Source organism: Streptomyces nogalater (assembly GCF_039532885.1).
In the GTDB taxonomy this organism is placed as follows: domain Bacteria; phylum Actinomycetota; class Actinomycetes; order Streptomycetales; family Streptomycetaceae; genus Streptomyces; species Streptomyces nogalater.
This window is the reverse complement of record NZ_BAAASM010000002.1, coordinates 452,201-475,845: the sequence shown is the minus strand read 5'-3', so window position 1 is coordinate 475,845 and position 23,645 is coordinate 452,201. Positions and strand designations below refer to the sequence as shown.

Genomic DNA, 23,645 nt, shown 5'->3' with positions numbered 1-23,645 from the left:
CCCCACCGTGGCAGTCCGGCCCCACCGTGGCCGCCCGGATTCGGCGTGGCCGAGCGTCGGCGTCCCGTCGGGCGCGCGGGCGACGATCACCTACGAAGCCGGCCGCCGCAGTGCCGGGTGGTCCGCCACCACCGTGCAGGAGCCCGGTGCGATCTCCGTGAAGCCGGCGTCGCGGACCAAGGGGAGTCCGGCGGTGGTCAGCCGGGCCCAGTCGGCGGGGTCGGCGGTGCGGACGGCCAGGGGGAAGCCCGCGTCCCGCCACACGGCGCGCTCCGCGTCGGACAGCGCCCACCAGGCCAGCTGGGCGCCGTGCCCGGCCTGGGCCATCGCCTTGCCCGCGGACATCTCCAGGTCCGGGTTGAGCCAGAGCACCGGCTGCGCCGGATCGGCGGCGACGGGCGGCTCCGGGTCGTCCAGCTCGGTGCCCGACACCTGGAGCTTCGCCAGGTCCTTGGGCCAGCCGTCCAGCGGGATCGGCGGGAATACCCGGACCTCCGCCGACTTGCCGGTCAGCGTGATCCCGGGCAGCGCCTCGGCACGCCGCCACTCGGCGCCCCGGGCCCGCCGGACCACCTTGCGGATCCGCGCGTCCTCCCAGTTCCGCACCGCCTCGGCCCACTCCCCGTCGCCGTGCGCCCGCTCGTCACCGAGCAGGACGAGCACGGCCCGGGCGGCCGTCTGGAGCGCGTCGGTGCGGGCGGGCGGGGCGCTCCGCTCGATGCGTACGACGAGCGGCAGCACGTACTGCGGCGTCTCGTCACGGGGATCGGACCCGGAGCTCGGAGGGCGGGCACTGGCGGGGGCGGGATCGTGGCTCACGGGAGCCCAGCCTACGAACCCGCCGACGCGCCGATCAACGCGCGGTCCCCGCCAAGGCGCGGGGGGGGGGCTTGCCCGAAGAGCCGAGACCGGAGCCGGGCGCGCCGCGCCGGACCGGTGAGCCGTCTGCGGCCCGGGCCCGCGTCGCCGCCGCGCGCGGTTTTGCCCGGCTGCGTCTCGCCTGCCTGCCGACCGCGCCGCTCACGGCCGTGCTGCCGGGCGTGACCGTCCTCGTGGCGGTGACCCTGATCAGCGATCCGGCGAGCACCGGTCACCGGGTGCGCGTGCCGTCGGCGCAGGCGCCACCGCCGGGCTGTCGGCCGCGCTCGTCCGCGCCCTGCTCGGCACGGCCGTCGGCGCGCCCACCGGCACGCCGGTGGTGCGCTGCACCGGGCGCGCGGTGCCCGCGAGGCTGCTCGGCGGGCTGCTCGCGGTGGTGGCGTCCGGCTCCCCGGCGCAGGCCGCCGTCAGCGGCCTGGTGGCCGGCTCGCACAGCGGGCGGGCGCCGGTGCCGCTGCCGCCGCCGGCGGGCGCGGCCCTGCCCACGGCCGGCCGCCCGCGCCGCCGCGGTCCGGCTCACCGGCAGTGCCGGTCACCCTGAGCAGGCGGTGCGCTGGGCCTCCTGCCACTCGCACACCGGGCACAGCGTGATGCCCTTGTACGACTCCGGGTACTCGGTCGGCTCCCGGCACAGCACACAGTCCGCGTACGGCGGGCCGTCCGCCTTGGGGGGCCGGGCCGCCTCGGCGATGCTGCAGTAGTCCTCGTCGCTCATGTCTTCAGCGTAGGACGGCGGCTGTCGAGCGTGGGTCAGCGGCCGGGGCCGGCCTCGCCGATCAGCTCGGAGACCTTCACGAAGCGGTAGCCGCGCTCGCGCAGCTCCGGTACGACCGTGCGCACCACCCGCTCGGTGGTCGGGGCGGCGCTGCGGGTGCAGTGCAGTACGACCACCGAGCCCGGCTTCACCCCGTCGAGCACCTGCCGGGCCACCGCGTCGGCGTCCGTGGCGAACGCGTCGCCGCCGACCACGTCCCACTGCACGGCGGTCACCCCGAGCCCGCTGAGCTCGCGCAGTGCCCGCTGGTCGTAACAGCCGCCGGGGAAACGGAAGTACGGCATCGGGTGCGGGACACCGGCCGCGCGCAGGGAGGCGTACGCCCGCTGGACGTCCGCCCGCATCCGGCCGGCGTCCACGGTCGGCAGGCCGTAGCAGTCGGCGGTGAACGCGTAGTGGCTCCAGGAGTGGTTGGCCACCTCGAAGCCCGGGTCGCGGCCGAGATCGCGGGCCTCGGCCGGGTACTGGTCGGCCCAGCTGCCGGTCATGAAGACCGTCGCCGGCACCTTCAGTTCGCGCAGCGCCCGGATCAGTCCCGGGTTGTCGAAGCGCTCACCCGAGGCCGCGCGGGGTCCCTGGTCGGCGGTCATGTCGGCGTCGAAGGTGAGCGCGACCGTCCTGCCCCGGCTGCGCGGGCCGTGTTCGAAGACCGGGGTCAGCCCGCCCGGGCCCGGCGCGAGCACCGGCGCCCGGGAGGGGGAGGGTGAGGGGGAGCGGGAGGCGGGGGAGGCGGGGCGCTCCTGTGGCGCGGTGCCGCAGGCGGTGAGCGCCGCGCCCAGGAGGCAGAGGGCCAGGAGACGACGTGCTGGTGGAATCACCCTACGAAAATAGGGCTGAATATCAGTTTATATGTCTATATGTGTCCGGTGTTGCGGTGTCCTCACCCGCCCGGAGGGTGGTTACCCGCCGTCATTCCACTTCGCGCCGCTCCAGCGGCTTGGTTGCCGGGCCCTGGAGCACCGAGCCGTCCACCGCGAACCGCGAGCCGTGGCAGGGGCACTCCCAGGCGCGCTCGGCGCGGTTGAACGAGACCAGACAGCCGAGGTGGGTGCAGCGCGCGGACACCGCGTGCAGGGCGCCCTCCTCGTCGCGGTGCACGGCGAGCCGCTCGCCGCCGGAGCGGACCAGCGTGCCGTCGCCGGGCGCCAGGTCCGCCACCGAGCCCGGCTGCTTCAGCCGGTCGCCGACGAAGTGCCGGGCCACCTCCGCCTGGGTCTTCAGCAGCGACGGCGCCTCGCGGACCACCGACTTCAGCCGGCGCGGGTCGTACAGCTCCCGCCAGAGACAGTCCCGGCCGGTGATCAGCGCGGTGAGCAGCAGCCCGGCCATGATCCCGTTGCTCAGGCCCCAGCCGCCGAAGCCGGTGGCGACATAGGTGTGCCGGGCGGCCGGATGGAAGGGGCCGACCAGCGGGACGGTGTCGGTGGACTCGTTGTCCTGGGTGGCCCAGGCGTGGTCCAGGGTCACCCCGGGGAAGTGCGTCTCCGCCCAGGCGGCCAGCCGGTCGAACCCGGCCCCCGGGTCGCCGGTGCCGGGGGTGAAGTGCTCCCCGGTGACCACCAGCAGCCGCCGCCCGTCCGGACCGTAGGGGGCGGTGCGCACCGAGCGGGTGTTCTCGTCCGGGGTGATGTACATGCCGTCCGGATCCGGGCCGTCGCCCAGCGGCCCGGCCACGACCAGTTCCCGGCGCGGGGAGAGCCGGGTGAACAGCAGCGCCCGGTCGAACACCGGATAGTGGGTGGCGATCACCACGTCCCGGGCGGTCACCACGGGGCCCGCCTCGGTCGTCAGCCGGCACCGCTCGTCCTCCGTCAGCCCGGTCACCCGCGTGTGCTCGTACACCCGGCCGCCGAGCCGCAGCAGGTCCTCGGTGACCGCCCGCAGGTACTTGACCGGGTGGAACTGCGCCTGCCCGGTCACCCGGACCGCGCCCGCCACCGGGAACGGCAGCCCGGTTTCCGTGGTGAACGACGCCGGCAGCCCCGCCTCCCGGGCGGCGTCCGCCTCCGCTTGGACCTCCGCCACCCGCGACCGGTTGCGGACATAGGTGTAGGCGTCCCGGGTCTCCCACTCGCAGTCGATGTCCAGCTCCGCCACCAGCTCCGCCGCGTGCTCGATCGCCTCCGACTGCGAACGGGCGTACAGCCGGGCGCCGTCCGGGCCCCGGGTGCGCCGCAGCCGGTCGTAGACCAGGGTGTGCTGGGCGGTCAGCTTGGCGGTGGTGTAGCCGGTGACCCCGGCCGCCGCCCGGCCGGCCTCCAGCACCGCCACCCGCCGCCCGGCCCGGGCCAGCGCGTGGGCGGTGCTCAGCCCGGCGATGCCCGCCCCGACGACGGCCACGTCCACGTCGAGATCCGCGTCCAGGGCGGGGTGGTCCGGCCCGGGAGCGGTGTGCAACCAGTACGAATCGGTGACCTTCCGCTGCTCACGCATGCCCGCCGGGTACCCAGGCCGCCCCGGCTCACAGCCGCGGCGCGTCGGGAACGCGTGGGCCGGGTGCCGGTCACGGCGCCTGGGGGGCGCCGCCGACGCCGGTCACCGGGAGCTGCGGTGTGCCGCCGGTGCGCCGCGGATCGCTGTCGGCGGGCAGCGGGCCGCTGTCGGTGTGCCGCTGGGGTCCGTCGCCGGTGTGCCGCGGTGCGGGGCCCTGGTCCTGGTCCGGGCCGGACGGCCGGGCGCCGCGCTCCAGGAAGTGCAGCAGTTCCACCGGGATCGGCAGCACCAGCGTGGAGTTCTTCTCGGCCGCCACCGCCATCACCGTCTGCAGCAGCCGCAGCTGGAGCGCGGTCGGCGTCTCGGACATCTGCTGGGCGGCCTCGGCGAGCTTCTTCGACGCCTGGAGCTCGGCGTCCGCGTTGATGATCCTGGCCCGGCGCTCCCGGTCCGCCTCGGCCTGGCGGGCCATCGACCGCTTCATGGTGTCCGGCAGGGACACGTCCTTGATCTCCACCCGGTCGACCTGGATGCCCCAGCCCACCGCCGGGCTGTCGATCATCAGCTCCAGCCCCTGGTTGAGCTTCTCGCGGTCGGAGAGCAGATCGTCCAGGTCGCTCTTGCCGATGATCGAACGCAGCGACGTCTGCGCCATCTGCGACACCGCGAACTTGTAGTCCTCGACCTTCACCAGGGCGCTCGCCGCGTCGACCACCCGGAAGTAGACCACCGCGTCCACCCGGACGGTGACGTTGTCCCGGGTGATGCCCTCCTGGGCCGGGACCGGCAGCGTCACGATCTGCATGTTGACCTTCTGCAGCCGGTCCACGAAGGGAATGATCAGGTTCAGGCCCGGCGGCCGTACGTCCCCGCTGACCCGGCCGAGCCGGAAGAGCACCCCGCGTTCGTACTGCTTGATCACCCGAACCGCCGACGCCAGATACACGACACCGGCGGAGCCCGCCGCCGCAATGGCCACCAGAAGGTCCTCGACCATGGTGACCTCCTCGCCCAGAGGTCGGTTTTGTCTGCTGTTGCCACGATAGGCCCGTGGGGCCGGGAAGCCGAGAGGTTCCGGCGTCCCGGCCCCACGGGAGGGCTCTCAGGCGGCTGTGACCAGCTTCACCGGATCGGTCCCGGCCGCGCTGTGCCGTTCGGCCCAGTTGTCCAGGGCCAGCCGGCAGGCGTGGTCCAGATGGTGCAGCCCGGACAGGTCGAGCCGGACCGGACGGTCCTGCGGCAGCGACTCCAGGCTGTCCAGGATCTTCGGCAGCCGCAGGAAGGTGGCGTTGCCCGTCAGACGCGCCTCGATCGGGCCCGCCCCCTCGTCCACCACGACGTCCAGCCTGACCTGCGAGGCCTCCCAGGCGGACTTCACCACCGCCAGCGCCAGACCGATGAGCACGCCCTCGAACATGCTGACCGCGACGATGGAGACGGCGGTGACGGCGAGGACCACCGCTTCCCCCCGGTGCTCGCGCCACAGCGAGCCCAGCGAGCGCACGGGGATCAGCTTGGCGCCCGCGTGGATCAGGATGCCCGCGAGGGCCGGGATCGGGATGTAGGCGAGCACGTCGGGCAGCAGCGCCGCGAACAGCAGCAGCCACGCGCCGTGCAGGACCCGGGACGCCTTCGTACGGGCGCCGGCCTGGACGTTGGCCGCGCTGCGCACGATCACCGCCGTCATCGGCAGCGCGCCGAGCGCCCCGCACACCATGTTGCCGGTGCCCTGGGCGATGAGCTCCTTGTTGTACTCGGTGCGCGGCCCGTTGTGCAGCCGGTCCACGGCCGCCGCGCTGAACAGGGACTCGGCGGACGCGATCAGGGTGAACGCGACGACCGTGCCCAGCAGCCCGATGCCGGCCAGTTCGCCGAAGGCGCTCAGCGGCGGCGGCTGGATGGAGCCGAGCAGGCCCTTGACCTCGACCGTGGCCACGGGCAGGTCCAGCGCGAACACGGCCAGCGTGGCGAGCCCCACCGCGGCGAGCGGGCCGGGCACCGTGCGCACCTTCTCCGGGGCGTGCTTCCACAACAGCAGCACCGCGATGGTGCCCGCGGCCACCGCCAGCGAGGACAGGGCGCCGGAGTCGCCGAAGGCGTCCACGAACGTGCCGGGCAGGTCGGCGATCTTGTCCAGACCGGAGTCGGGGGCCTTCGCGGCCATCGCCGGGTAGAGCTGCCCGGCGATGATCACCAGGCCGATGCCGGCCAGCATCCCCTCCACGACGGAGACGGAGATGGCACGGAAGTAACGGCCCAGCCGCAGCAGGCCCATGGCGACCTGGATGACACCGGAGGCGAGCACGATCACGCCGAGCACCGGCAGGCCGAACTCCTGCACCGCCTCGTAGACGAGCACGGTCATGCCGGCGGCCGGTCCCGACACCTGGAGGCTGCTGCCGCGCATCAGTCCGGTGACGAGGCCGCCCACGATGCCGGTCACCAGGCCGAGTTCGGCCGGTGCCCCGGAGGCGACGGACACGCCCACGCACAGCGGGACGGCGACCAGGAAGACGACGAGCGAGGCGGCGAAGTCCTCCTTCAGGTGCGGGAAACGGGATATCAGAGTGCGGTTGTCGGTCATCGGCGGACTCACAGGACCTCGAAACCGTCGGTCTGCGGGCGGTGCGTCCGTACCGTGCCGGTGTGCACTTCGTAGTACCAGGCGTGCAGGCTCAGTTCGCCCCCGGCCAGCTTCCGCTCGACGCAGGGGTACGAGCGCAGCCGCAGCAGCTGGGTGAGGACATGGCTCTGCACGCCCTCGGCGACCTCCGGGTCCTCGGGCTTGCCGGACGGACGCGGGGTGGCGGAGGCCAGCCAGTCGCGCACGGCCGGGACGGCGGTGAGGTCGTCGCCGCGCACCAGGGCGCCGACGGCGCCGCAGTGGGAGTGGCCGCAGACCACGATGTCGCGGACGCCGAGCACCTCCACGGCGTACTCGATGGTGGCCGCCTCGCTGGTGGGGTGCTCGGAGGCGTAGGGCGGGACGATGTTGCCCGCGGTGCGCAGCTCGAACAGCTCGCCGGGCCGGGCGCCTGTGATCAGGGCGGGGACGACCCGGGAGTCGGAGCAGGTGATGAACAGGACCTGCGGGGACTGGCCTTCGGCGAGCTTGGCGAACTCCTCAGGGCGTTGTCCGAAGGTACGGGCGTTGTCGATGAGGGGCTGCATGTGTGTGGGTTCCTCCTGGCGCGCCTTCCTGGCGCGTCGGACTCGAACGATGGTCGTGGGGGGCGGGTACGAGCGGCCCGGCCTCAGCAGCGGAAGACCTGAAGCGCTGCCGGGGTATGGGCTCTCAAAGCTCTGGTGGAGGGGCGATGCGGACCGTCGGGCGGTTCCGCCGGGCCCACTCCGGCCGCCCGGCCGGATACCGGGGCGTCTTCTTGGGACCCCCCGGCCCCCGGGCCGCGATGCCGGTCGCGCAGATGCGGCACGCCCATGGGGACGTCCGTGCGTCCCGGGGCCCGGACCGCGTCCGCCCCGGCGCGCGCCGAGCGCACGGAGGGAACAATTCCGGTCTCCGCTTTGGTCAGCGTCTGACCGAACGTATGCGCGGATGCGAAGGCTCCCGTGCTCGCGCGGAGCTGGAGTGCGAGCAATACCGCGGCGAGGGCGGCGAGCAGCCCGCGTACGGCTGTGCTGCGGAACATGAGCCCCCCCTCCGCCATGTTCATGTTTCTAGTCTAGACCAAGGCTTGGTCAATGGATGGTCAAGAAACACCTTAGCCGTGTAAAGACCTTTGCTGGGTTAACTGGAGGTTAACGGGCTGAGAGAGCGTAAAAAATGCGGGTCAAGTGGCCTGAACTGGCCCTTGACCCGCAGTAGTTGATTCGGTATTGGATGACGTCGGCTACGCGCCGATCAGACCCTTCGCGTCCCGGGCCAGCGCGGTGAGCCGGGATATGGCGCGGAAGTACTTCTTGCGGTAACCGCCGTTCAGCATCTCCTCGCTGAACAGCCGGTCGAACGGCAGCCCCGAGGCCAGCACCGGCACCTCGCGGTCGTAGAGCCTGTCGGCGAGGACCACCAGCCGCAGCGCCGTCGACTGGTCCGGCACGGGCCGCACACCGGTCAGGCACACCGCCCGCACCCCGTCGGTCAGCGCGCCGTACCGGCTCGGGTGCACCTTGGCCAGGTGCTCCAGCAGGCTCGGGAAGTCGTCCAGCGAGGCGCCCTCGGTGGCGAACGCCGTCTTCATGACCTCCTCGTCGGAGAAGGGCGCCGGTGCCTCGGGCAGGCCGCGGTGGCGGTAGTCCTCGCCGTCGATGCGCAGGGTGCGGAAGTGGGCCGACAGCCCCTGGATCTCGCGCAGGAAGTCGGCGGCGGCGAAGCGCCCCTCGCCCAGCTTGCCGGGCAGCGTGTTGGAGGTGGCGGCGAGCGCCACGCCCGCCTCGACCAGCTTGCCGAGCAGCGTCGACACCAGGACTGTGTCGCCGGGGTCGTCCAGCTCGAACTCGTCGATGCACAGCAGGCTGTGCCCGGACAGCGTGCGCACCGTCTGCTGGAAGCCGAGCGCGCCGACCAGGTTGGTCAGCTCCACGAAGGTGCCGAACGCCTTGCGGGACGGCTCCGCCGGGGCGGCGTGCCACAGGGAGGCCAGCAGATGGGTCTTGCCGACGCCGTAGCCGCCGTCCAGGTACACCCCGCGCGGGCCGGCCGGGGTCTTGGGCGCCTTCGCCCTGCCGAACCCGAACAGGCCGCGCCGGCCGGTGCCGGACGCCCGCGGCCCGCCCAGACCGGCGGCGAAGCCCTCCAGGACCTGGACGGCCTCCGTCTGGCTGGGCTGCTTGGGGTCCGGGATGTACGTGGCGAAGCGGACCGAGTCGAAGCGCGGCGGTGGCACCATCTCGGCGACCAGCCGGTCCGCGGGCACGTGCGGCTCGCGGGCGCACAGGGAGAGGGGGCCCGCGTCGGTCAGGGGGCCGGAACCGGGGGCGGTGCTGGAGGAGGACACGGTTATCCATGCTAAGCGCCGTGTCACACTGCACGAATGCGACGCCTCTTCCCTGTGACCGAAGAAACAGCAGCCCAGGCCCGCGCCGAGGGGGGAGCACCGGCCGCCGGGGGACCGGTCGTACCCGCCGCGGCCGTGGACCGGGAGTGGGACCTCGCCGAGCTGGCCGCCGCCTACGCCTACCCGGACCCCGCGCCGGGCGCCCCGCGGCCGTGGCTGCGGGCCAACATGGTCTCCTCCCTCGACGGCGCCGCCCACCACGACGGCCACTCCAAGCCCCTCTCCAGCGCCGCCGACATGCGGATCTTCGGCACGCTGCGGGCGCTCGCGGACGTCGTGCTCGTCGGTGCGGAAACGGTACGGCAGGAGGGCTACCGCCCCGCCCGGGTGCGCGCCGAGTTCGCCGGGGCGCGCGCGGCCGCCGGACAGGCCCCGGTGCCCGCGATCGCGATCGTCAGCGCGAGCCTGGACCTGGACTTCACGCTGCCCCTGTTCACCTCGCCCCCGGTCCCGACGCTGGTCCTCACCGGAGCCGCCGCCGCCCCCGACCGGGTCGCCGCCGCCGAGAAGGCCGGCGCCCGGGTGCTGGTCGCCGGGGAGGGCGCGGGCGTGGAGCCCGCCCGAGCGGTCGAGGTCCTCGCCGGTCTCGGGCACACCCGGCTGCTCACCGAGGGCGGCCCCCGGCTGCTCGGCCAGCTGATCGCCGCAGAGGTGCTGGACGAGCTGTGCCTGACGGTCTCGCCGACGCTGACGGCGGGCGACGCGCAGCGCATCGCCGGGGGGCCCGCGGTCGCCGTTCCGCACCGGTTCGACCTCGTGTCCCTGCTGGAGGAGGACGGATTCCTGTTCGGGCGCTACCGTCGGCCTTGAAATCAACGGAATCAGTCGTTCCGGTTAGCTTCCGCCGGGCAGACTGAATGCGGCAGTACCCGTGCGATCACGGGGAAGGATGGTTTCCGCAGGGGCCCTGCCGGGCCCTCTAAGGAGAAGAGGCGCCTGGTGTTCACAAGCGTTCTGATGATCGAGAAGGCCCTGACGTCCGCCGACGTGGAGTTCGTCACCACCTTGCACGGAGACGAGCCCGTCTCCTTCCACGTCCTGCTCCAGCCGCGCGGCGAGCAGGCGGACCGGCTGCTGCGGGCCATCGACGACATCGCGCTCGGCGAACTCGACGAGGCGGTGCGGGAGGGCGAGACCCCGGAGGGCCACGAGGCGCGGAGCGTGGGGCAGCAGGCCCTCGACGTGTCGCTCCAGGCGCTGCGCTCCGCGGGGAGCGAGGCGGCGGGGCGGCTGGTCGAGGACCACCCGCTCGACGCGCTGAAGGCGCTGGTCGCCGAGGTGGGCGCGGACGAGGTGATCGTGCTGACCGACCCGCACTACGTGGAGGAGTTCTTCCACCGCGACTGGGCTTCGCGGGCACGGCACAAGGTGGGGGTGCCGGTGCTCAAGCTGTTCTCGCACAGCAAGGCGTAGGCGCGGGTCCCGTCGGGGGTGGGGCGCGCACGCCGTGGCCGACCGCGCCCACGCCGCGGCCCGCGCCTTTCGAGCCGGCGGCTCCGCGTACGAGACGGCCCCGCGCCCTTCGAGCCGGCGGCTCCGCGTACGAGACGGCCCCGCGCCCCCGATCCGGCGACCCCGCCTACGACACGGCCCGGTGTCCCCGAGCCGGTGGCCCCGTGCCCCTTGCGGGGCGAGGGGTGCTCCAGCGCATAGGCTAGGCCTGCTCTAGCTCGTACCGTCTCTGGGGAGAAACGCATGGCACCCGGCCTTCCTACCGCCATGGACCGACCGCACTTCATCGGCATCGGCGGCGCCGGGATGTCGGGAATCGCGAAGATCCTGGCCCAGCGCGGGGCCGAGGTGGCCGGCAGCGACGCCAAGGAGTCCGCGACCGCCGAGGCGCTCCGGGCGCTGGGCGTCACCGTGCACATCGGACACGCGGCCGGGCACCTCGCCGACGACGCGAGCTGTGTCGTGGTGTCGTCGGCGATCCGCGAGGACAACCCGGAGCTGGTCCGCGCCGCCGGGCTGGGGATCCCGGTGGTGCACCGCTCCGACGCGCTCGCCGCGCTGATGACGGGGCTGCGGCCGATCGCCGTGGCCGGCACCCACGGCAAGACCACCACCACCTCGATGCTGGCGGTCTCCCTGACCGAGCTGGGCCTGAAGCCGTCGTACGCCATCGGCGGCGACCTGGACGCGCCCGGCTCCAACGCGCTGCACGGCGAGGGCGACATCTTCGTCGCGGAGGCGGACGAATCGGACCGCAGCTTCCACAAGTACGCGCCCGAGGTCGCCATCGTCCTCAACGTCGAGCTGGACCACCACGCCAACTACGCCTCCATCGACGAGATCCACGAGTCCTTCGAGACCTTCGTGGACCGGATCACCGAGGGCGGCACCCTGGTCGTCTCCGCCGACCACGAGGGCGCCCGGGAGCTGACCCGGCGGGTGCGCGACGGCGCGGTGCGGGTGGTGACCTACGGCGAGGCCGAGGACGCCGACGTGCGGGTGCTGTCGATCGTCCCGCAGGGGCTGAAGAGCCGGGTCACGGTGGTGCTGGACGGGCAGGAGCTGACCTTCGCCGTGTCCGTGCCGGGCCGCCACTACGCGCTCAACGCGGTCGCCGCGCTCACCGCCGGCGCCGCCCTCGGCATCCCGGCCGCCGAGCTGGCGCCCGCGCTCGCGGCCTACACCGGCGTCAAGCGGCGCCTCCAGCTCAAGGGCGAGGCGGCCGGCGTCCAGGTGATCGACTCCTACGCCCACCACCCGACCGAGATGACGGCCGACCTGGAGGCCATGCGCGGTGCCGCCGGCGACGCCCGTATCCTCGTCGTCTTCCAGCCGCACCTGTTCTCCCGCACCCAGGAGCTGGGCAAGGAGATGGGGCAGGCGCTGGCCCTCGCCGACGCCTCGGTGGTGCTGGACATCTACCCGGCCCGCGAGGACCCGATCCCGGGCGTGACCAGCGAGCTGATCATCGAGTCGGCGCGCGCGGCCGGCGCCGACGTGACCGCCGTCCACGACAAGGCGGACATCCCGGCGGTGATCGCGGGAATGGCGAAGCCCGGTGATCTCGTTCTCACCATGGGCGCGGGCGATGTGACCGACCTGGGCCCGCTGATCCTGGACCGTCTCGCGCAGTAAGAGGGGCTGAGAGCTGATGGCGTACGACGTCGAGAAGCCGGACGAGCAGTGGCGGGCGGAGCTGACCCAGGCCGAGTACGCCGTGCTGCGCCAGGCCGCCACCGAGCCGGCCTTCACCGGTGAGTACACCGACACCAAGACCAAGGGGGTGTACTCCTGCCGGGCCTGCGGCGCGGAACTGTTCACCTCCGACACCAAGTTCGAGTCGCACTGCGGCTGGCCGTCCTTCTACGACCCGAAGGACTCCGACGCCGTCGAACTGGTCGAGGACCGCTCCCATGGCATGGTCCGCACCGAGGTCCGGTGCGCCCGCTGCGGCTCGCACCTGGGGCACGTCTTCGCGGGTGAGGGCTATCCGACCCCCACCGACCAGCGGTACTGCATCAACTCGATCTCGCTGCGGCTGGCGCCCGCGGAGGGCTGAGGCGGCGCGGCCCGGTCCGGCCGGGCAGGGGGCGACGGCACCCTGCCCGGCCGGTCACCGGCTCGGGGACACCGGCGCCCCGCCGAGCGGACGGACCGGTGCCCGGGCCGGCCCGCCGGCACCGCCACCGCGTACGGCGCCGGGCCGCACGAGCCTTCCCGTACCACCGGCCGCCGCCCGCCCCCGGTCGCGACCCGCCCTTTTCCTTGCCAAGGTGTCGCAACACTCGCGGTCTAGACTCTCCCCGCATCAGCCCAGAGCGGTCGGACCGAAGGGTACGCGGCGTTTTGATACGGATAGATGCAGTCACCAAGCGATACCCGGACGGCACGGTCGCGGTCGACCGGCTGTCGCTGGACATACCGGATCGCGCGATCACCGTCCTCGTCGGGCCCTCCGGCTGCGGCAAGACGACGACCCTGCGGATGATCAACCGGATGGTGGAGCCCACCGAGGGCAGCATCCTCCTCGACGGCCAGGACATCCGGCGGCAGCCGGTCAACACCCTGCGCCGTTCGATGGGTTACGTCATCCAGAACGCCGGTCTCTTCCCGCACCGCACCATCCTCGACAACATCGCCACCGTGCCCCGGCTGCTCGGCCGGAGCAGGCGGCAGGCCCGGGCCCGGGCCGCCGAGCTGATGGAACGGGTCGGGCTCGACGCGACGCTCGCGGGGCGCTACCCGTACCAGCTCTCCGGCGGCCAGCAGCAGCGCGTCGGCGTGGCCCGCGCGCTCGCCGCCGACCCGCCGGTGTTGCTGATGGACGAGCCGTTCTCCGCCGTCGACCCGGTCGTCCGCAAGGGACTCCAGGACGAACTCCTGCGCATCCAGGAGGAGCTGGGCAAGACGATCGTCTTCGTCACGCACGACATCGACGAGGCGATCAAGCTCGGCACCAGGGTCGCCGTACTGCGCACCGGCGGCCGGCTCGCCCAGTTCGCGCCGCCCGCCGAACTGCTCAGCGCGCCCGCCGACTCCTTCGTGGAGGACTTCCTCGGCGCCGACCGCGGCATCCGCCGGCTGTCCTTCTTCCCGTCCAGCGGGCTGGAGTTGCAGACCGCGCCCCTGGTACCGGCCGACGCCGACGCCGGCACGCTCGCTGCCCGGGCCACCGCCGCCCCCTACCTCCTCGTCACCGACCCCGACGGCAGGCCGCTCGGCTGGAGCGAGCCCGGACGGCTCACCGCCGGCGCCGTCGACCGGGACCGGCTCCTCGACTACGGGCGGCCGTTCCTGCCCGGTACCGACTCGCTGCGGGCCGCGCTGGACGGGGCCGTGCTCTCGCCGACCGGATGGGCGGTCGCGGTGGACGGCGAGGGACGCGCCGTCGGTGTCGTGTCCCAGCAGGTCATCGGCGAGGCGATCCGGGCCGCCCACGGCCGGGTGGCGGAGCGGGCCGAGGAGGCGGCCGGGCGATGAGCGGCTTCTTCGACCTCCCGAGCGACCTCGGGCAGAGCTGGCTCGGTCTCGTCGGGCTGCATCTGCGCGAGGCCCTGCTGCCGGTGCTGGCCGGGCTGCTCGTCTCGCTGCCGGTGGCGCAGCTGTGCGTGCGCTTCCGCTGGATCTACCCGCCCGTCCTCGGCATCGCCACGATCCTGTACGCCATCCCGTCGCTCGCCTTCTTCGTCGTCCTCATCGACTACTTCGGCCAGAGCGAGACCACGGTGATGATCCCGCTCGCGCTCTACAGCCTGGTGGTGCTGGTCCCGGCGATCGTGGACGGCGTCCGCTCGGTGCCGCCGGAGACCCTGGCCGCCGCCCAGGCCATGGGCTTCGGTGCCGTACGCCGGTACTTCCAGGTCCAGTTGCCCCTCGCCGTGCCCGCCATCATCGCCGGCCTGCGGGTGGCGACCGTCTCCAGCATCTCCCTGGTCAGCGTCGGCATGCTCATCGGCAACCAGGGCGCCCTCGGCAACATGCTCTACTCCGCCCAGACCTACGGCCGCCCCGCCCTGGCCGTGAACGCGGTCCTGACCATCGGGGTGCTGGGCATGCTCGCCGACGCCGCGCTGGTCCTCCTCCGCTTCCTGCTCACGCCCTGGATGCCGCGGAAGGGGGCCGGCCGGTGAACGTCCTGGACTTCGCGCGCGCCTTCTTCAGCGACAGCGCCCACTGGTACGGCTACGACGGCATTCCCGCCCGGTTCGCCGAGCACGTCGGGTACTGCCTGGAAGCCCTGGCGATCGCCGCCGCGATCGGTCTGCCCGTCGGTCTGCTCACCGGTCACACCGGCCGGGGCGGCAACGCCCTGGCGTTCCTCGCCACCGCCGGGCGGGCCCTGCCCAGCTTCGGCCTGCTGGTGCTGATGTTCATCTGGATCGGTCTCGGACTGCTGCCGGTGATGATCCCGCTGGTCGTGCTCGCCGTCCCGCCGATCCTGGTCACCACCTACGAGGCGGTCCGCTCCGTCGACCCCTCCCCGGTGGACGCCGCCCGGGGCATGGGGATGCCCGAGGCGCGGGTGCTGTTCCAGGTGGAGGTGCCGGTCGCGCTCCCGCTGATCCTCAGCGGCCTGCGCACGGCGGCCGTCCAGATCGTCTCCACCGCCACCATCGCCGCCTACGTCAGCCTGGGCGGACTCGGCCGGTACATCATCGACGGCCTCTACCAGAAGGATTACGAGAAGGTCGTCGGCGGTGCCGCCCTGGTCGCCGGACTCGCCCTCGTCACCCTGGCCGTGTTCTGGGCGGTGTCCCGCATCGCCGTGTCACCGGGAGTGCGCCGCAGCGGCGGCGGTTGACGGCCGCCGCTCCGGCGCGCATCGGACGCGGACCGACGCCGATTGCCTGCCGAGGGCACTTGACTGACCGAGAGGCGGCTGGCTTGGATCGACGGGTGATGTCAAAGACCCATAGCAGCAGGTCCATCCGGGGGAGCAGAGGCGCGGCGGTGGTCGCCCTGGCGGCGACGGCTCTGCTGGCGGGCTGTTCCTCCAGCGACGACCCGGCCGACAACCCCCTCACCGGCGGCAAGACGGACGGCGACAGCGTGGTCGTCGGTTCCAACAACTTTCCCGAGAGCACCCTGCTCGCCGACATCTACGGCGAGGCCCTCAAGGCCAAGGGGATCAAGGTCACGTACAAGCCGAACATCGGCAGCCGCGAGACCACCTACGGGCTGATCAAGAACGGCTCCCTCACGGTGATGCCCGAGTTCAACGGCGCCCTGCTGGCCCACCTGGACAAGAAGGCCACCCCGAAGACCCTTGAGGAGACCGGGGAGGCCATCAACGCCAAGCTGGACTCCCGGCTCACCCTGCTCGACCCGGCGCCGGCGCAGTCCAAGGACTCCGTCACGGTCAACGCGGCCACCGCGGCGAAGTACCACCTCACGGACAAGTCCTCCATCGCCGATCTGAAGGACATCGCGGGGGACCTGGTCATCGGCGGCTCGCCGGAGTTCCAGACCCGGCAGCAGGGTCTGGAGGGCCTGAAGTCCGTCTACGGCCTGGAGTTCAAGTCCTTCAAGGCGCTGGACTCCGGAGGCCCGCTGACGCTGGCGGCGCTGAAGAAGAACGCCGTCCAGGTCGCGGACATCTTCACCACGGACCCGAATATCACCAAGGAGAGGTTCGTCGTCCTGAAGGACCCGAAGAACCTCTTCGGCTTCCAGAACGTCCAGCCGCTCGTCCGCAAGGGCGCGCTGCCGCAGAAGGGCGTCGACGCGCTCAACGCGGTTTCCGCGAAGCTCGACACCAAGACCCTGCTGGAGCTGGACACCCAGGTGCAGGCGGAGAAGAAGGACCCGCTGGACGTCGCCCGGGCCTGGCTGAAGTCCGCCGGACTCGTCTGACGGTCATCGGCGGGCGGGTGCGCGGCCCGCCGCGGGTGTTCCCGGGCCCGGGAACACCCGCGGCGGGTTGCCGGCCCCTGCTCAGAGGTCGAACTCGTGCGGCGGCAGGTCCAGCGCGTAGCACGCCTCACGCACCACGGCCTGTTCGCTCTTGTCGAAGTCGCCGTCCGCGCCGCCGATGACGATGCCGATCTGCACGACGGCCCGCGCCTCCGCGGGCTTCTTCTTCGCCTTGGCGATCTCCTGGAGCACGCTCACCTTGCCGAAGGCGAAGTCGGTCGTCAGCTTGTCCAGGTTGTCCTCGAAACGGCGCCTCAGGTCGTCCGCCGGGAAGTTCTGCAACACCTCGTTCGTGGCGATGAGCTGGGCCACCCGCTGCCGCTCCGCGGGATCCACCGTCCCGTCGGCGGCGGCCACCAGCGCGCACATCGCCATGCTCGCATCGCGGAACGCGCCGCTCTTGAGGTCGTTCTTCTTCGCCACCAACTGGGTCTGCATCTGCGACGCCGACTCCTTGATGCGGTCCCACAGGGCCATGTCCACTCCTCGTAACGGCCGTGGGATGCCTTCGCGGCACCCACGGAATTTCTACAGCACTGTAGAAACTAGCGGATCGGCCGGGAGTCGTGTTCCGCAACGCCGTACGGGCGGCACCGCCGGCCGAGGTCAGGCCTCGTCCGCGTCGTCCTCCTCCCCTTCGAGGAAGTCCCCGATCTCGTCCACGGCCTCCGCGGCCACCATGCCGCCGACCACGCCCACGGCGAGGCCCGCCGCGCCCGCCGCCACGGCCGTACCCAGGCCCGGGCCGGAGTGGTGGCCCATCCCGGGCGCGCCGTCGTGGCCGTACGCCGCGTGGCTGCCGTAGGCGTCGTGGTGCTCGGTCATCCGGCGGATCCAGCCGTCCACCTCGGCCTGCCAGTCCAGGGCCGGCGCGTCCTCGTGGCGCACCGTGAACCGGGTCAGGGCGTCGTGCCCCGCGGAGAACATCCCACCGCGCTTGTCCGCCTCCAGGACGACCTCCACGCCGGCGGGAGCGGCGAGGAAGGTCAGTTCCAGCTCGTTCATCGCGTGCGCGTACTGCGGGGCCGGGGTCAGCTCGATCTCCTGGTAAAACGGCAACTGCTGGCCCGTCCCACCGATGCGGCCGTACTCCAGGTCGGCCGACCGGAAGCCGAAGCCCAGGCGGCCGAAGGCCTCCAGCACCGCCTCCTGCACGGGCAGCGGACGGACGGCCAGCGGGTCCAGGTCGCCCTTGTCCCGGGCGCCGGCCACCGCGACCTCCGTGCGCACGCCCAGCGCGATGCCGAGCGGCTGCCCGTGCAGCTCGGTCACCGGGGTCTCCCAGGGCAGCGGCACGCTGAACGGCAGCGCGCGCTCCTCCTCCTCGCCGAGCCGGAAGCCGCCGCCGACGGTGAACCGCTCGAAGACGACCGCTCCCTCGCTCTCGCCCTCCGCGTGCTCCGCCTCCACGTGGGCGATCAGCTCCAGGCCGATGTGCTCGATGTCCACGGCCGATCCGCCGCCCCGCAGCAGCACCCGGCCGGTCAAGGCGCCGCCGGGCAGCGCGGCGCCGCCGTCCAGCACCGTGTCCACCGAGGGGCCGCCGACCCCGATCGCACCCAGCAGCCTCTTGAACACCATGCCGTAACTCCCTTGCGCATCGCCTCGTCCGGACGGCGCTCCTCGGTCCGCCCGGCTGCCCGGTGAACTCCCGGCGACGGCAGAGAAGTTCCCAGGTCACCCGTTCGAAGGACCGTCGGCGTGACGGCGTGACGAGAGGGCGGGACGACGGCGCGGTGGCTCGACGGCCGCGTGGGGCGGCGTCCGGCTCGGCCTTCTCGGTGCCGTGCCGTCACCTCAGGCGCCGCACCCCTTCCGTCGTCCCAAGGGGGCGCGAAAGCACCGACCGGTCCTGCTGTTTCGCGTCCGCTCCGGGTCCGTCCGAGACCGGGCGTCCGCCTCGTGCCGCGACGATCACGGGTACCGAGCCCGCCGCCCGGAGCCGCCCGGCGCTGTCGGGCCGCCGGCACATGTCGTATCGCGCGCGCGGACCTCTGGACTCCCATTCCCGTGCGGTGAGTTATCGTATGCAGGGGGTTGAAAACAAACCGCATGTCCTGTTCTTTTGAGGTGCGAGGAGGGGTCCCGGGATGGCGAGGCAATTACGCGCTGAACAGACCCGCGCAACCATCATTACGGCCGCCGCCGACCTGTTCGACCGGCACGGCTACGAATCCACCAGCCTGAGCGATATCGTCGCACATGCGAAGGTCACCAAGGGTGCCCTGTACTTCCACTTCGCGGCCAAGGAGGACCTCGCCCAAGCGATCCTGGAACTCCAGGCCAAGGCGGCCCGGCAGCTCGTGGCCGACGTCGAGAGCCGCGGCTGCTCGTCGCTGGAGGCGCTGATGCGCACCACGTTCGGGATCGCCCGGCTCGCCGTGGAGGACCCCGTGCCGCGTGCCGGGCTCCGCCTCGCGACCGCGGACATCGCCGTACGGCCGCCGCTGCGGCACCCGTTCACGGAGTGGCTGGAGTTCGCCACCCGCAAATTCGGCGGGGCCGTCAGGGAGGCCGACCTGCACGGGGACGTGGACGTCGGGGTGGTCGCGCACTCCCTGGTGTGCTTCTTCATCGGCACGCGGGTCGCGGGGCGTTCGCTCGAACCCGTCGGACGGCTGCCGCGCAGGGTCGCCGAGATGTGGCACCTGGTGATCCGCGGCCTCGTCCCGGTGCACCGGCGCCCCCGGTACGTCACCCTCGCCACCCAGCTGGAACGGGAGGTCCGCGCCGCCTGACGCCCACGGTGACGACGGACATGCCCGGCACCCCCTGCGCACCAGTGGTCCGTCAGACGAGTCGCAACGGCAGTGACTTGACGCCGTTGATGAAGTTCGACACCAGCCGCCCGGCCGGTCCCGCGAGCACCGGCGGGCCCGGCAGGACGCGCGGCAGCTCCTCGTGCAGCAGCCGCAGCTGCAGCCGGGCGAAGTGGGCGCCCAGACAGACATGGGGGCCGTCCCCGAACGAGACATGCGGGTTCGGGGAGCGCGCCGGATCGAGCCGGTCCGGGTCGGTGAACACGCGCTCGTCCCGGTTGGCCGAGGCGTGGAACACCACGACCTTGTCGCCCGCCCGGATCCGGCGGCCCGCCAGCTCGGTGTCCCGCACGGCCGTGCGGCGGAAGGTCAGCACCGGCGGATGCCAGCGCAGCAGCTCGTCGACGGCGGACGTCACCCCGGCCGGTCCGGCGCGCAGCCTCTCGTACACCCCGGGATGCTCCGCCAGCGCCAGCAGCCCGCCCGGAGCCGCGGCGCGCACCGTGTCGTTGCCCGCCACGGTGAGCAGGAAGAAGAACATCTCCAGTTCCGCACCGGCGAGTTCGGCGTCGTGCGCCAGCGTCGTCATGATGTCGTCGGCGGGATGCCGGCGCTTGTGCGCCGCGAGCTGTCCGGCGTAGTCGAACATGTCCCGCAGCATCGCCGGCGACCGGGGGTCGACCGGCCTGCCCGCCCGGTCCAGCACCGGCGGGGCGGCCTCGTCCGGATCCTGGTAGCCGATGACCCGCCGGGTCCAGTCCAGCAGGAGTCCGCGGTCGCTCTCCGGGACGCCCAGCAGATCCGTCAGGTTCAGCAGGGCGTACTCGTCGGTGACGGCGGCCACCAGGTCGACCGTGCCGTCCCCCTCCCGCGCCCGCGCGAGGGCGCCCGCGAGCAGCGCCCGCGCCCGCTCCCGGGCGACGGCCGCGAACCGCTCCACGCGCCCCGGCGTGAAGGCGCGGCTCACCAGCCTGCGCAGCCGCCCGTGCGCCGGCGGATCCTGGTTGAGCATCATCCGCCGGATGAACGGCAGATCCTCCGGATCGGGGTCGCGGATCTGGGTCGCGCCCGCGTACGAGGAGTACGTGCCCGCGTCCTTCAGCACGCGCACCACGTCCGCGTGCCTCGTCACCGCCCAGAACCCGGGCCCGGCCGGCCAGCCCAGCACCTCCGGCTCCTCCTGCCAGGCCACCGGATGGTGGTCGCGCAGCACGCGGTAGTCGTCGTAGGGCACCCCGGCGGCGTACCGGCGCGGATCGAACACGTCCGGCACCGGCGGGGCCTCGCGCCCGCTCACTTCCGCCCGCCCCGGCCCGCGTCCTCCGTCTCCCCGGTCCCGTCCGCCCGCAGGAAGTCCTCGGCCACGCGGACCAGTTCCAGCGGGGTCTCGTCCATGGCGTAGTGGCCGGCGCCGGACAGCACCGCCAGCCGCGCGCGCGGGTACCAGGACAGCCAGGTCTGCCGCATGACCTCCGGTGACAGCGCCGGGTCGAGCGCCCCGGCCACGGCCAGCGCGGGCACCTCGCTGCCGGCGACCTCGGCGCTGAAGTCGTCGCCCGACCACGAGTCCAGCCAGGCCCGGAACGCCTTGGCGTCGCTGCGCTCCAGCGAGCGGGCGACCATCCGGTCCAGCCAGGCGGCCGGCCGGCGGCCCCCGGTGGTGAAGTCGATGATCGCGCGCCGGCTCTCCGCGCGGTGCGCCGCCTCGGCGAACAGCACCGCCTGGTCCCCGGCCAGGGGCAGGCCCGAGGCGGGCACGGGCGAGACGCCCACGATCCGGCGCAGCCGGTCCGGGGCCACCGCGAGCAGCCGTTGGGCCACCGCGCCGCCCATCGAGTGCCCGAGCACCGAGAACCGCCGCCAGCCGAGCCGGTCCGCCAGCCCCACCAGGTCCACGGCGGCCTCGGCGGTGGTGTACGCGCCCGGGGCGTCCCGGGCCTCGCCGTAACCGCGCAGGTCGACCAGCGCGTAGGAGAAGGAGGCGCGGTCGAGGTCCGGCAGCACGGGTGTGTACGCGGACCGGTCGGCGAACCAGCCGTGCACGGCGAACACCTTGTGGGCGCCGTCGCCGTGCACCTCATGGGGCAGCGCGAAGGAGGTCATGCGCCTACCGTGGCCCCCGCGCGCGGGCACGGCAAGACGACCAACGCCACAACCCCCCGCCCGAGTTCCCGGTTTCGCGCACGGTTCACGCGATGGTGTGATCATGTGCCTTGGGGCGGATGGGGGTTTCGAGGCACGGGTAGGGCCCCGGCCATGACGCAGCCGTTCGAACTCCCGCACTTCTACATGCCGTATCCCGCGCGGCTCAACCCGCACCTGGACGAGGCCCGCGCCCACTCCACCCGGTGGGCACGCGAGATGGGCATGCTGGAGGGCTCCGGGATCTGGGACCAGGCCGACCTGGAAGCGCACGACTACGGACTCCTGTGCGCCTACACCCACCCCGACTGCGACGGACCCGCCCTCTCGCTGATCACCGACTGGTACGTGTGGGTGTTCTTCTTCGACGACCACTTCCTCGACATGTTCAAGCGCACCCAGGACCGCGCCGCCGGCAAGGCACACCTGGACCGCCTGCCGCTGTTCATGCCGCTCGACCCCGCCGCGCCCGTGCCCGAGCCGGAGAACCCGGTGGAGGCGGGCCTGAAGGACCTGTGGGCGCGCACGGTGCCGGCGATGTCCGTCGACTGGCGGCGCCGCTTCTCCGTTGCCACCGAACACCTGCTCAACGAGTCGATGTGGGAGCTGTCCAACATCAACGAGGGGCGGATCGCCAACCCGGTCGAGTACATCGAGATGCGCCGCAAGGTGGGCGGCGCCCCCTGGTCGGCCGGGCTCGTGGAGTACGCGACCGCCGAGGTGCCCGCCGCCGTCGCCGGCACCCGGCCGCTGCGTGTCCTCATGGAGACGTTCTCCGACGCCGTCCACCTGCGCAACGACCTGTTCTCCTACCAGCGCGAGGTCGAGGAGGAGGGCGAGAACAGCAACGGCGTGCTGGTCCTCGAGACGTTCTTCCAGTGCACCACCCAGGAGGCCGCCGACATCGTCAACGACGTCCTCACCTCCCGGCTGCACCAGTTCGAGCACACCGCGCTCACCGAGGTGCCCGCCGTCGCCCTGGAGAAGGGCCTGACCCCCGCCGAGGTCGCCGCCGTCGCCGCCTACACCAAGGGACTCCAGGACTGGCAGTCCGGCGGCCACGAATGGCACCTGCGCTCCAGCCGCTACATGAACAAGGGCGCGCGGACCGGCTCACCGTGGCAGGTGCCGAGCGGCCTCGGCACCTCGGCCGCCGACATCGGCGCCCTGCTCGCCTCGGCCGCCCAGGACCGGCTGCGCTCCTCCTCCCACGTGCCCTTCCAGAAGGTCGGCCCGTCCCGCATCCCCGACCTGTACATGCCCTTCGAACTCCAGCTCAGCCCCCACCTGGACCAGGCCCGCGGCCACCTCGTCGACTGGTGCCATCGCATGGGCATCCTCCAGGAGGGTGTCTGGGACGAGGACAAGCTGGCCGCCTACGACCTCGCGCTGTGCTCCGCCGGCCTGGACCCGGACGCCACCCCCGAGGCCCTCGACCTCAGCGCGCACTGGCTCGCCTGGGGAACCTACGGCGACGACTACTACCCCCTGGTGTACGGCCACCGCAGGGACCTGGCCGCCGCCCGCCTGACCACGGCCCGGCTCTCGCAGTGCATGCCGGTCGAGGGCGAACCGGCCGTCGTCCCCGGCAACGCCATGGAACGCGCGCTGATCGACCTGTGGACGCGCACCACGGCCACCATGACCACCGACCAGCGGCGCACCCTGAAGTCGGCCGTGGACACGATGACCGAGAGCTGGGTGTGGGAACTGTCCAACCAGCTCCAGAACCGCATCCCGGACCCGGTCGACTACCTGGAGATGCGGCGCGCCACCTTCGGCTCGGACCTCACCCTGAGCCTGTGCCGGATGGGACAGGGCCCCGCCATCCCGGCCGAGGTGTACGCCAGCGGCCCGGTGCGCTCCCTGGAGAACGCCGCCATCGACTACGCCTGCCTCCTCAACGACGTCTTCTCCTACCAGAAGGAGATCGAGTACGAGGGCGAGATTCACAACGCCGTCCTGGTGGTCCAGAACTTCTTCGGTGTGGACTACCCGGCCGCGCTGAACGTCGTCCAGGACCTGATCAACCAGCGCATGCGGCAGTTCGAGCACGTGGTCGCGCACGAACTCCCGGTCCTGTACGACGACTTCGCGCTGTCCGAGGAGGCCAGGGCCGCCATGGGCGCCTATGTGCTGGACCTGCGGAACTGGCTGGCGGGGATCCTGAACTGGCACCGCTCCGTCGACCGGTACAAGGCCGAGTGGCTGGGCCGACGCGCCCACGGCTTCCTGCCCGACCGGCCGCCCGCCGTGCCCGCCCTGTCGCTCGGCTGA

At 72.7% G+C, this 23,645-nt stretch carries 23 protein-coding genes; 11 read left to right on the top strand and 12 right to left on the bottom strand.

Features of this window, described 5'->3' with window-relative positions:
- Positions 1–90 precede the first annotated feature (90 nt).
- The gene (locus ABD350_RS04055; RefSeq protein ID WP_344346282.1) at positions 91–819 is read right to left on the bottom strand and encodes an aminoacyl-tRNA hydrolase; all 729 of its coding nucleotides are present in this window, start codon (positions 817–819) and stop codon (positions 91–93) included.
- Positions 820–1,219: 400 nt separating this feature from the next.
- On the opposite strand from ABD350_RS04055, the gene ABD350_RS04050 reads away from it, so the two are divergent.
- Positions 1,220–1,420, top strand: coding sequence for a hypothetical protein (locus ABD350_RS04050; RefSeq protein ID WP_344346281.1), 201 nt, complete (start codon positions 1,220–1,222; stop codon positions 1,418–1,420).
- On the opposite strand, the gene ABD350_RS04045 is transcribed toward ABD350_RS04050, so the two are convergent.
- The 7 genes from ABD350_RS04045 to zapE all read right to left on the bottom strand — a co-directional run bounded on the left by ABD350_RS04045 (position 1,412) and on the right by zapE (position 9,042).
- The gene (locus ABD350_RS04045; protein WP_344346280.1) at positions 1,412–1,594 is read right to left on the bottom strand and encodes a hypothetical protein; all 183 of its coding nucleotides are present in this window, start codon (positions 1,592–1,594) and stop codon (positions 1,412–1,414) included. The two genes, ABD350_RS04050 and ABD350_RS04045, sit on opposite strands and share 9 nt — an antisense overlap.
- Positions 1,595–1,629: 35 nt before the next feature.
- Complete coding sequence (locus ABD350_RS04040) at positions 1,630–2,472, bottom strand: polysaccharide deacetylase family protein (protein WP_344346279.1); 843 nt, start codon at positions 2,470–2,472, stop codon at positions 1,630–1,632.
- A 91-nt stretch (positions 2,473–2,563) separates the two neighbouring features.
- Positions 2,564–4,087, bottom strand: coding sequence for an FAD-dependent oxidoreductase (locus ABD350_RS04035; RefSeq protein WP_344346278.1), 1,524 nt, complete (start codon positions 4,085–4,087; stop codon positions 2,564–2,566).
- 70 nt (positions 4,088–4,157) lie between these two features.
- Positions 4,158–5,084, bottom strand: a complete 927-nt coding sequence (locus tag ABD350_RS04030; protein WP_344346277.1) for a slipin family protein — start codon at positions 5,082–5,084, stop codon at positions 4,158–4,160.
- Between the two features lie 105 nt (positions 5,085–5,189).
- Positions 5,190–6,671 carry a SulP family inorganic anion transporter gene (locus tag ABD350_RS04025; protein WP_344346276.1) on the bottom strand — a complete coding sequence of 494 codons (1,482 nt, stop codon included), beginning with the start codon at positions 6,669–6,671 and terminating at the stop codon, positions 5,190–5,192.
- Between the two features lie 8 nt (positions 6,672–6,679).
- A complete protein-coding gene (locus tag ABD350_RS04020) occupies positions 6,680–7,258 on the bottom strand; it encodes a carbonic anhydrase (RefSeq protein ID WP_344346275.1) in 579 nt (192 codons plus the stop codon).
- A gap of 680 nt (positions 7,259–7,938) precedes the next feature.
- Positions 7,939–9,042: a cell division protein ZapE gene (gene zapE / locus ABD350_RS04015; protein WP_344346274.1), complete on the bottom strand. Its 1,104-nt coding sequence runs from the start codon at positions 9,040–9,042 to the stop codon at positions 7,939–7,941.
- A 36-nt stretch (positions 9,043–9,078) separates the two neighbouring features.
- Between zapE and ABD350_RS04010 the strand changes: the two genes are divergently transcribed.
- The 8 genes from ABD350_RS04010 (at position 9,079) to ABD350_RS03975 (ending at position 16,407) form a co-directional block, all read left to right on the top strand.
- A complete protein-coding gene (locus ABD350_RS04010; RefSeq protein WP_344346273.1) occupies positions 9,079–9,912 on the top strand; it encodes a pyrimidine reductase family protein in 834 nt (277 codons plus the stop codon).
- A 129-nt stretch (positions 9,913–10,041) separates the two neighbouring features.
- Positions 10,042–10,515, top strand: coding sequence for an indole-3-glycerol phosphate synthase (locus ABD350_RS04005; RefSeq protein WP_344346272.1), 474 nt, complete (start codon positions 10,042–10,044; stop codon positions 10,513–10,515).
- A gap of 282 nt (positions 10,516–10,797) precedes the next feature.
- Positions 10,798–12,189, top strand: a complete 1,392-nt coding sequence (murC, locus tag ABD350_RS04000; protein WP_344346271.1) for a UDP-N-acetylmuramate--L-alanine ligase — start codon at positions 10,798–10,800, stop codon at positions 12,187–12,189.
- A gap of 16 nt (positions 12,190–12,205) precedes the next feature.
- Entirely contained in the window at positions 12,206–12,613 is a 408-nt protein-coding gene (gene msrB / locus ABD350_RS03995) for a peptide-methionine (R)-S-oxide reductase MsrB (RefSeq protein ID WP_344346270.1), read from the top strand.
- A 287-nt stretch (positions 12,614–12,900) separates the two neighbouring features.
- Positions 12,901–14,034 (top strand): ABC transporter ATP-binding protein, encoded by a 1,134-nt coding sequence (locus ABD350_RS03990; RefSeq protein ID WP_344346269.1) that lies wholly within the window; start codon positions 12,901–12,903, stop codon positions 14,032–14,034.
- Positions 14,031–14,684 (top strand): ABC transporter permease, encoded by a 654-nt coding sequence (locus tag ABD350_RS03985; RefSeq protein ID WP_344346268.1) that lies wholly within the window; start codon positions 14,031–14,033, stop codon positions 14,682–14,684. Before ABD350_RS03990 ends, ABD350_RS03985 begins: the two co-directional genes overlap by 4 nt.
- Positions 14,681–15,355, top strand: a complete 675-nt coding sequence (locus ABD350_RS03980; RefSeq protein ID WP_344346267.1) for an ABC transporter permease — start codon at positions 14,681–14,683, stop codon at positions 15,353–15,355. The genes ABD350_RS03985 and ABD350_RS03980 overlap by 4 nt, the downstream gene beginning before the upstream one ends.
- A gap of 98 nt (positions 15,356–15,453) precedes the next feature.
- A complete protein-coding gene (locus ABD350_RS03975) occupies positions 15,454–16,407 on the top strand; it encodes an ABC transporter substrate-binding protein (protein WP_344346266.1) in 954 nt (317 codons plus the stop codon).
- Between the two features lie 81 nt (positions 16,408–16,488).
- Here ABD350_RS03975 and ABD350_RS03970 read toward each other — a convergent pair whose 3' ends face one another.
- A complete protein-coding gene (locus tag ABD350_RS03970; protein WP_344346265.1) occupies positions 16,489–16,944 on the bottom strand; it encodes a tellurite resistance TerB family protein in 456 nt (151 codons plus the stop codon).
- A 129-nt stretch (positions 16,945–17,073) separates the two neighbouring features.
- Positions 17,074–18,048 carry a sporulation protein gene (locus ABD350_RS03965; RefSeq protein WP_344346264.1) on the bottom strand — a complete coding sequence of 325 codons (975 nt, stop codon included), beginning with the start codon at positions 18,046–18,048 and terminating at the stop codon, positions 17,074–17,076.
- A 509-nt stretch (positions 18,049–18,557) separates the two neighbouring features.
- On the opposite strand from ABD350_RS03965, the gene ABD350_RS03960 reads away from it, so the two are divergent.
- Positions 18,558–19,205, top strand: coding sequence for a ScbR family autoregulator-binding transcription factor (locus tag ABD350_RS03960; protein ID WP_344346263.1), 648 nt, complete (start codon positions 18,558–18,560; stop codon positions 19,203–19,205).
- Between the two features lie 52 nt (positions 19,206–19,257).
- Here ABD350_RS03960 and ABD350_RS03955 read toward each other — a convergent pair whose 3' ends face one another.
- Together ABD350_RS03955 and ABD350_RS03950 are read right to left on the bottom strand one after the other, a co-directional pair.
- Complete coding sequence (locus tag ABD350_RS03955; RefSeq protein ID WP_344346262.1) at positions 19,258–20,523, bottom strand: cytochrome P450; 1,266 nt, start codon at positions 20,521–20,523, stop codon at positions 19,258–19,260.
- Positions 20,520–21,329: an alpha/beta fold hydrolase gene (locus ABD350_RS03950; protein ID WP_344346261.1), complete on the bottom strand. Its 810-nt coding sequence runs from the start codon at positions 21,327–21,329 to the stop codon at positions 20,520–20,522. The genes ABD350_RS03955 and ABD350_RS03950 overlap by 4 nt, the downstream gene beginning before the upstream one ends.
- Before the next feature lie 153 nt (positions 21,330–21,482).
- Here ABD350_RS03950 and cyc2 point away from each other — a divergent pair, with 153 nt between their 5' ends.
- Positions 21,483–23,645: a germacradienol/geosmin synthase Cyc2 gene (gene cyc2, locus ABD350_RS03945; protein WP_344346260.1), complete on the top strand. Its 2,163-nt coding sequence runs from the start codon at positions 21,483–21,485 to the stop codon at positions 23,643–23,645.

Coding starts and splice junctions, on each gene's coding strand:
- ABD350_RS04045 (WP_344346280.1), bottom strand. CDS start 1,594: ATGAGCGACGAGGACTACTGCAGCATCGCCGAGGCGGCCCGGCCCCCC.
- ABD350_RS04035 (WP_344346278.1), bottom strand. CDS start 4,087: ATGCGTGAGCAGCGGAAGGTCACCGATTCGTACTGGTTGCACACCGCT.
- ABD350_RS04030 (WP_344346277.1), bottom strand. CDS start 5,084: ATGGTCGAGGACCTTCTGGTGGCCATTGCGGCGGCGGGCTCCGCCGGT.
- ABD350_RS04025 (WP_344346276.1), bottom strand. CDS start 6,671: ATGACCGACAACCGCACTCTGATATCCCGTTTCCCGCACCTGAAGGAG.
- ABD350_RS04020 (WP_344346275.1), bottom strand. CDS start 7,258: ATGCAGCCCCTCATCGACAACGCCCGTACCTTCGGACAACGCCCTGAG.
- ABD350_RS04010 (WP_344346273.1), top strand. CDS start 9,079: ATGCGACGCCTCTTCCCTGTGACCGAAGAAACAGCAGCCCAGGCCCGC.
- murC (WP_344346271.1), top strand. CDS start 10,798: ATGGCACCCGGCCTTCCTACCGCCATGGACCGACCGCACTTCATCGGC.
- msrB (WP_344346270.1), top strand. CDS start 12,206: ATGGCGTACGACGTCGAGAAGCCGGACGAGCAGTGGCGGGCGGAGCTG.
- ABD350_RS03985 (WP_344346268.1), top strand. CDS start 14,031: ATGAGCGGCTTCTTCGACCTCCCGAGCGACCTCGGGCAGAGCTGGCTC.
- ABD350_RS03975 (WP_344346266.1), top strand. CDS start 15,454: ATGTCAAAGACCCATAGCAGCAGGTCCATCCGGGGGAGCAGAGGCGCG.
- ABD350_RS03970 (WP_344346265.1), bottom strand. CDS start 16,944: ATGGCCCTGTGGGACCGCATCAAGGAGTCGGCGTCGCAGATGCAGACC.
- ABD350_RS03965 (WP_344346264.1), bottom strand. CDS start 18,048: ATGGTGTTCAAGAGGCTGCTGGGTGCGATCGGGGTCGGCGGCCCCTCG.
- ABD350_RS03960 (WP_344346263.1), top strand. CDS start 18,558: ATGGCGAGGCAATTACGCGCTGAACAGACCCGCGCAACCATCATTACG.
- ABD350_RS03950 (WP_344346261.1), bottom strand. CDS start 21,329: ATGACCTCCTTCGCGCTGCCCCATGAGGTGCACGGCGACGGCGCCCAC.
- cyc2 (WP_344346260.1), top strand. CDS start 21,483: ATGACGCAGCCGTTCGAACTCCCGCACTTCTACATGCCGTATCCCGCG.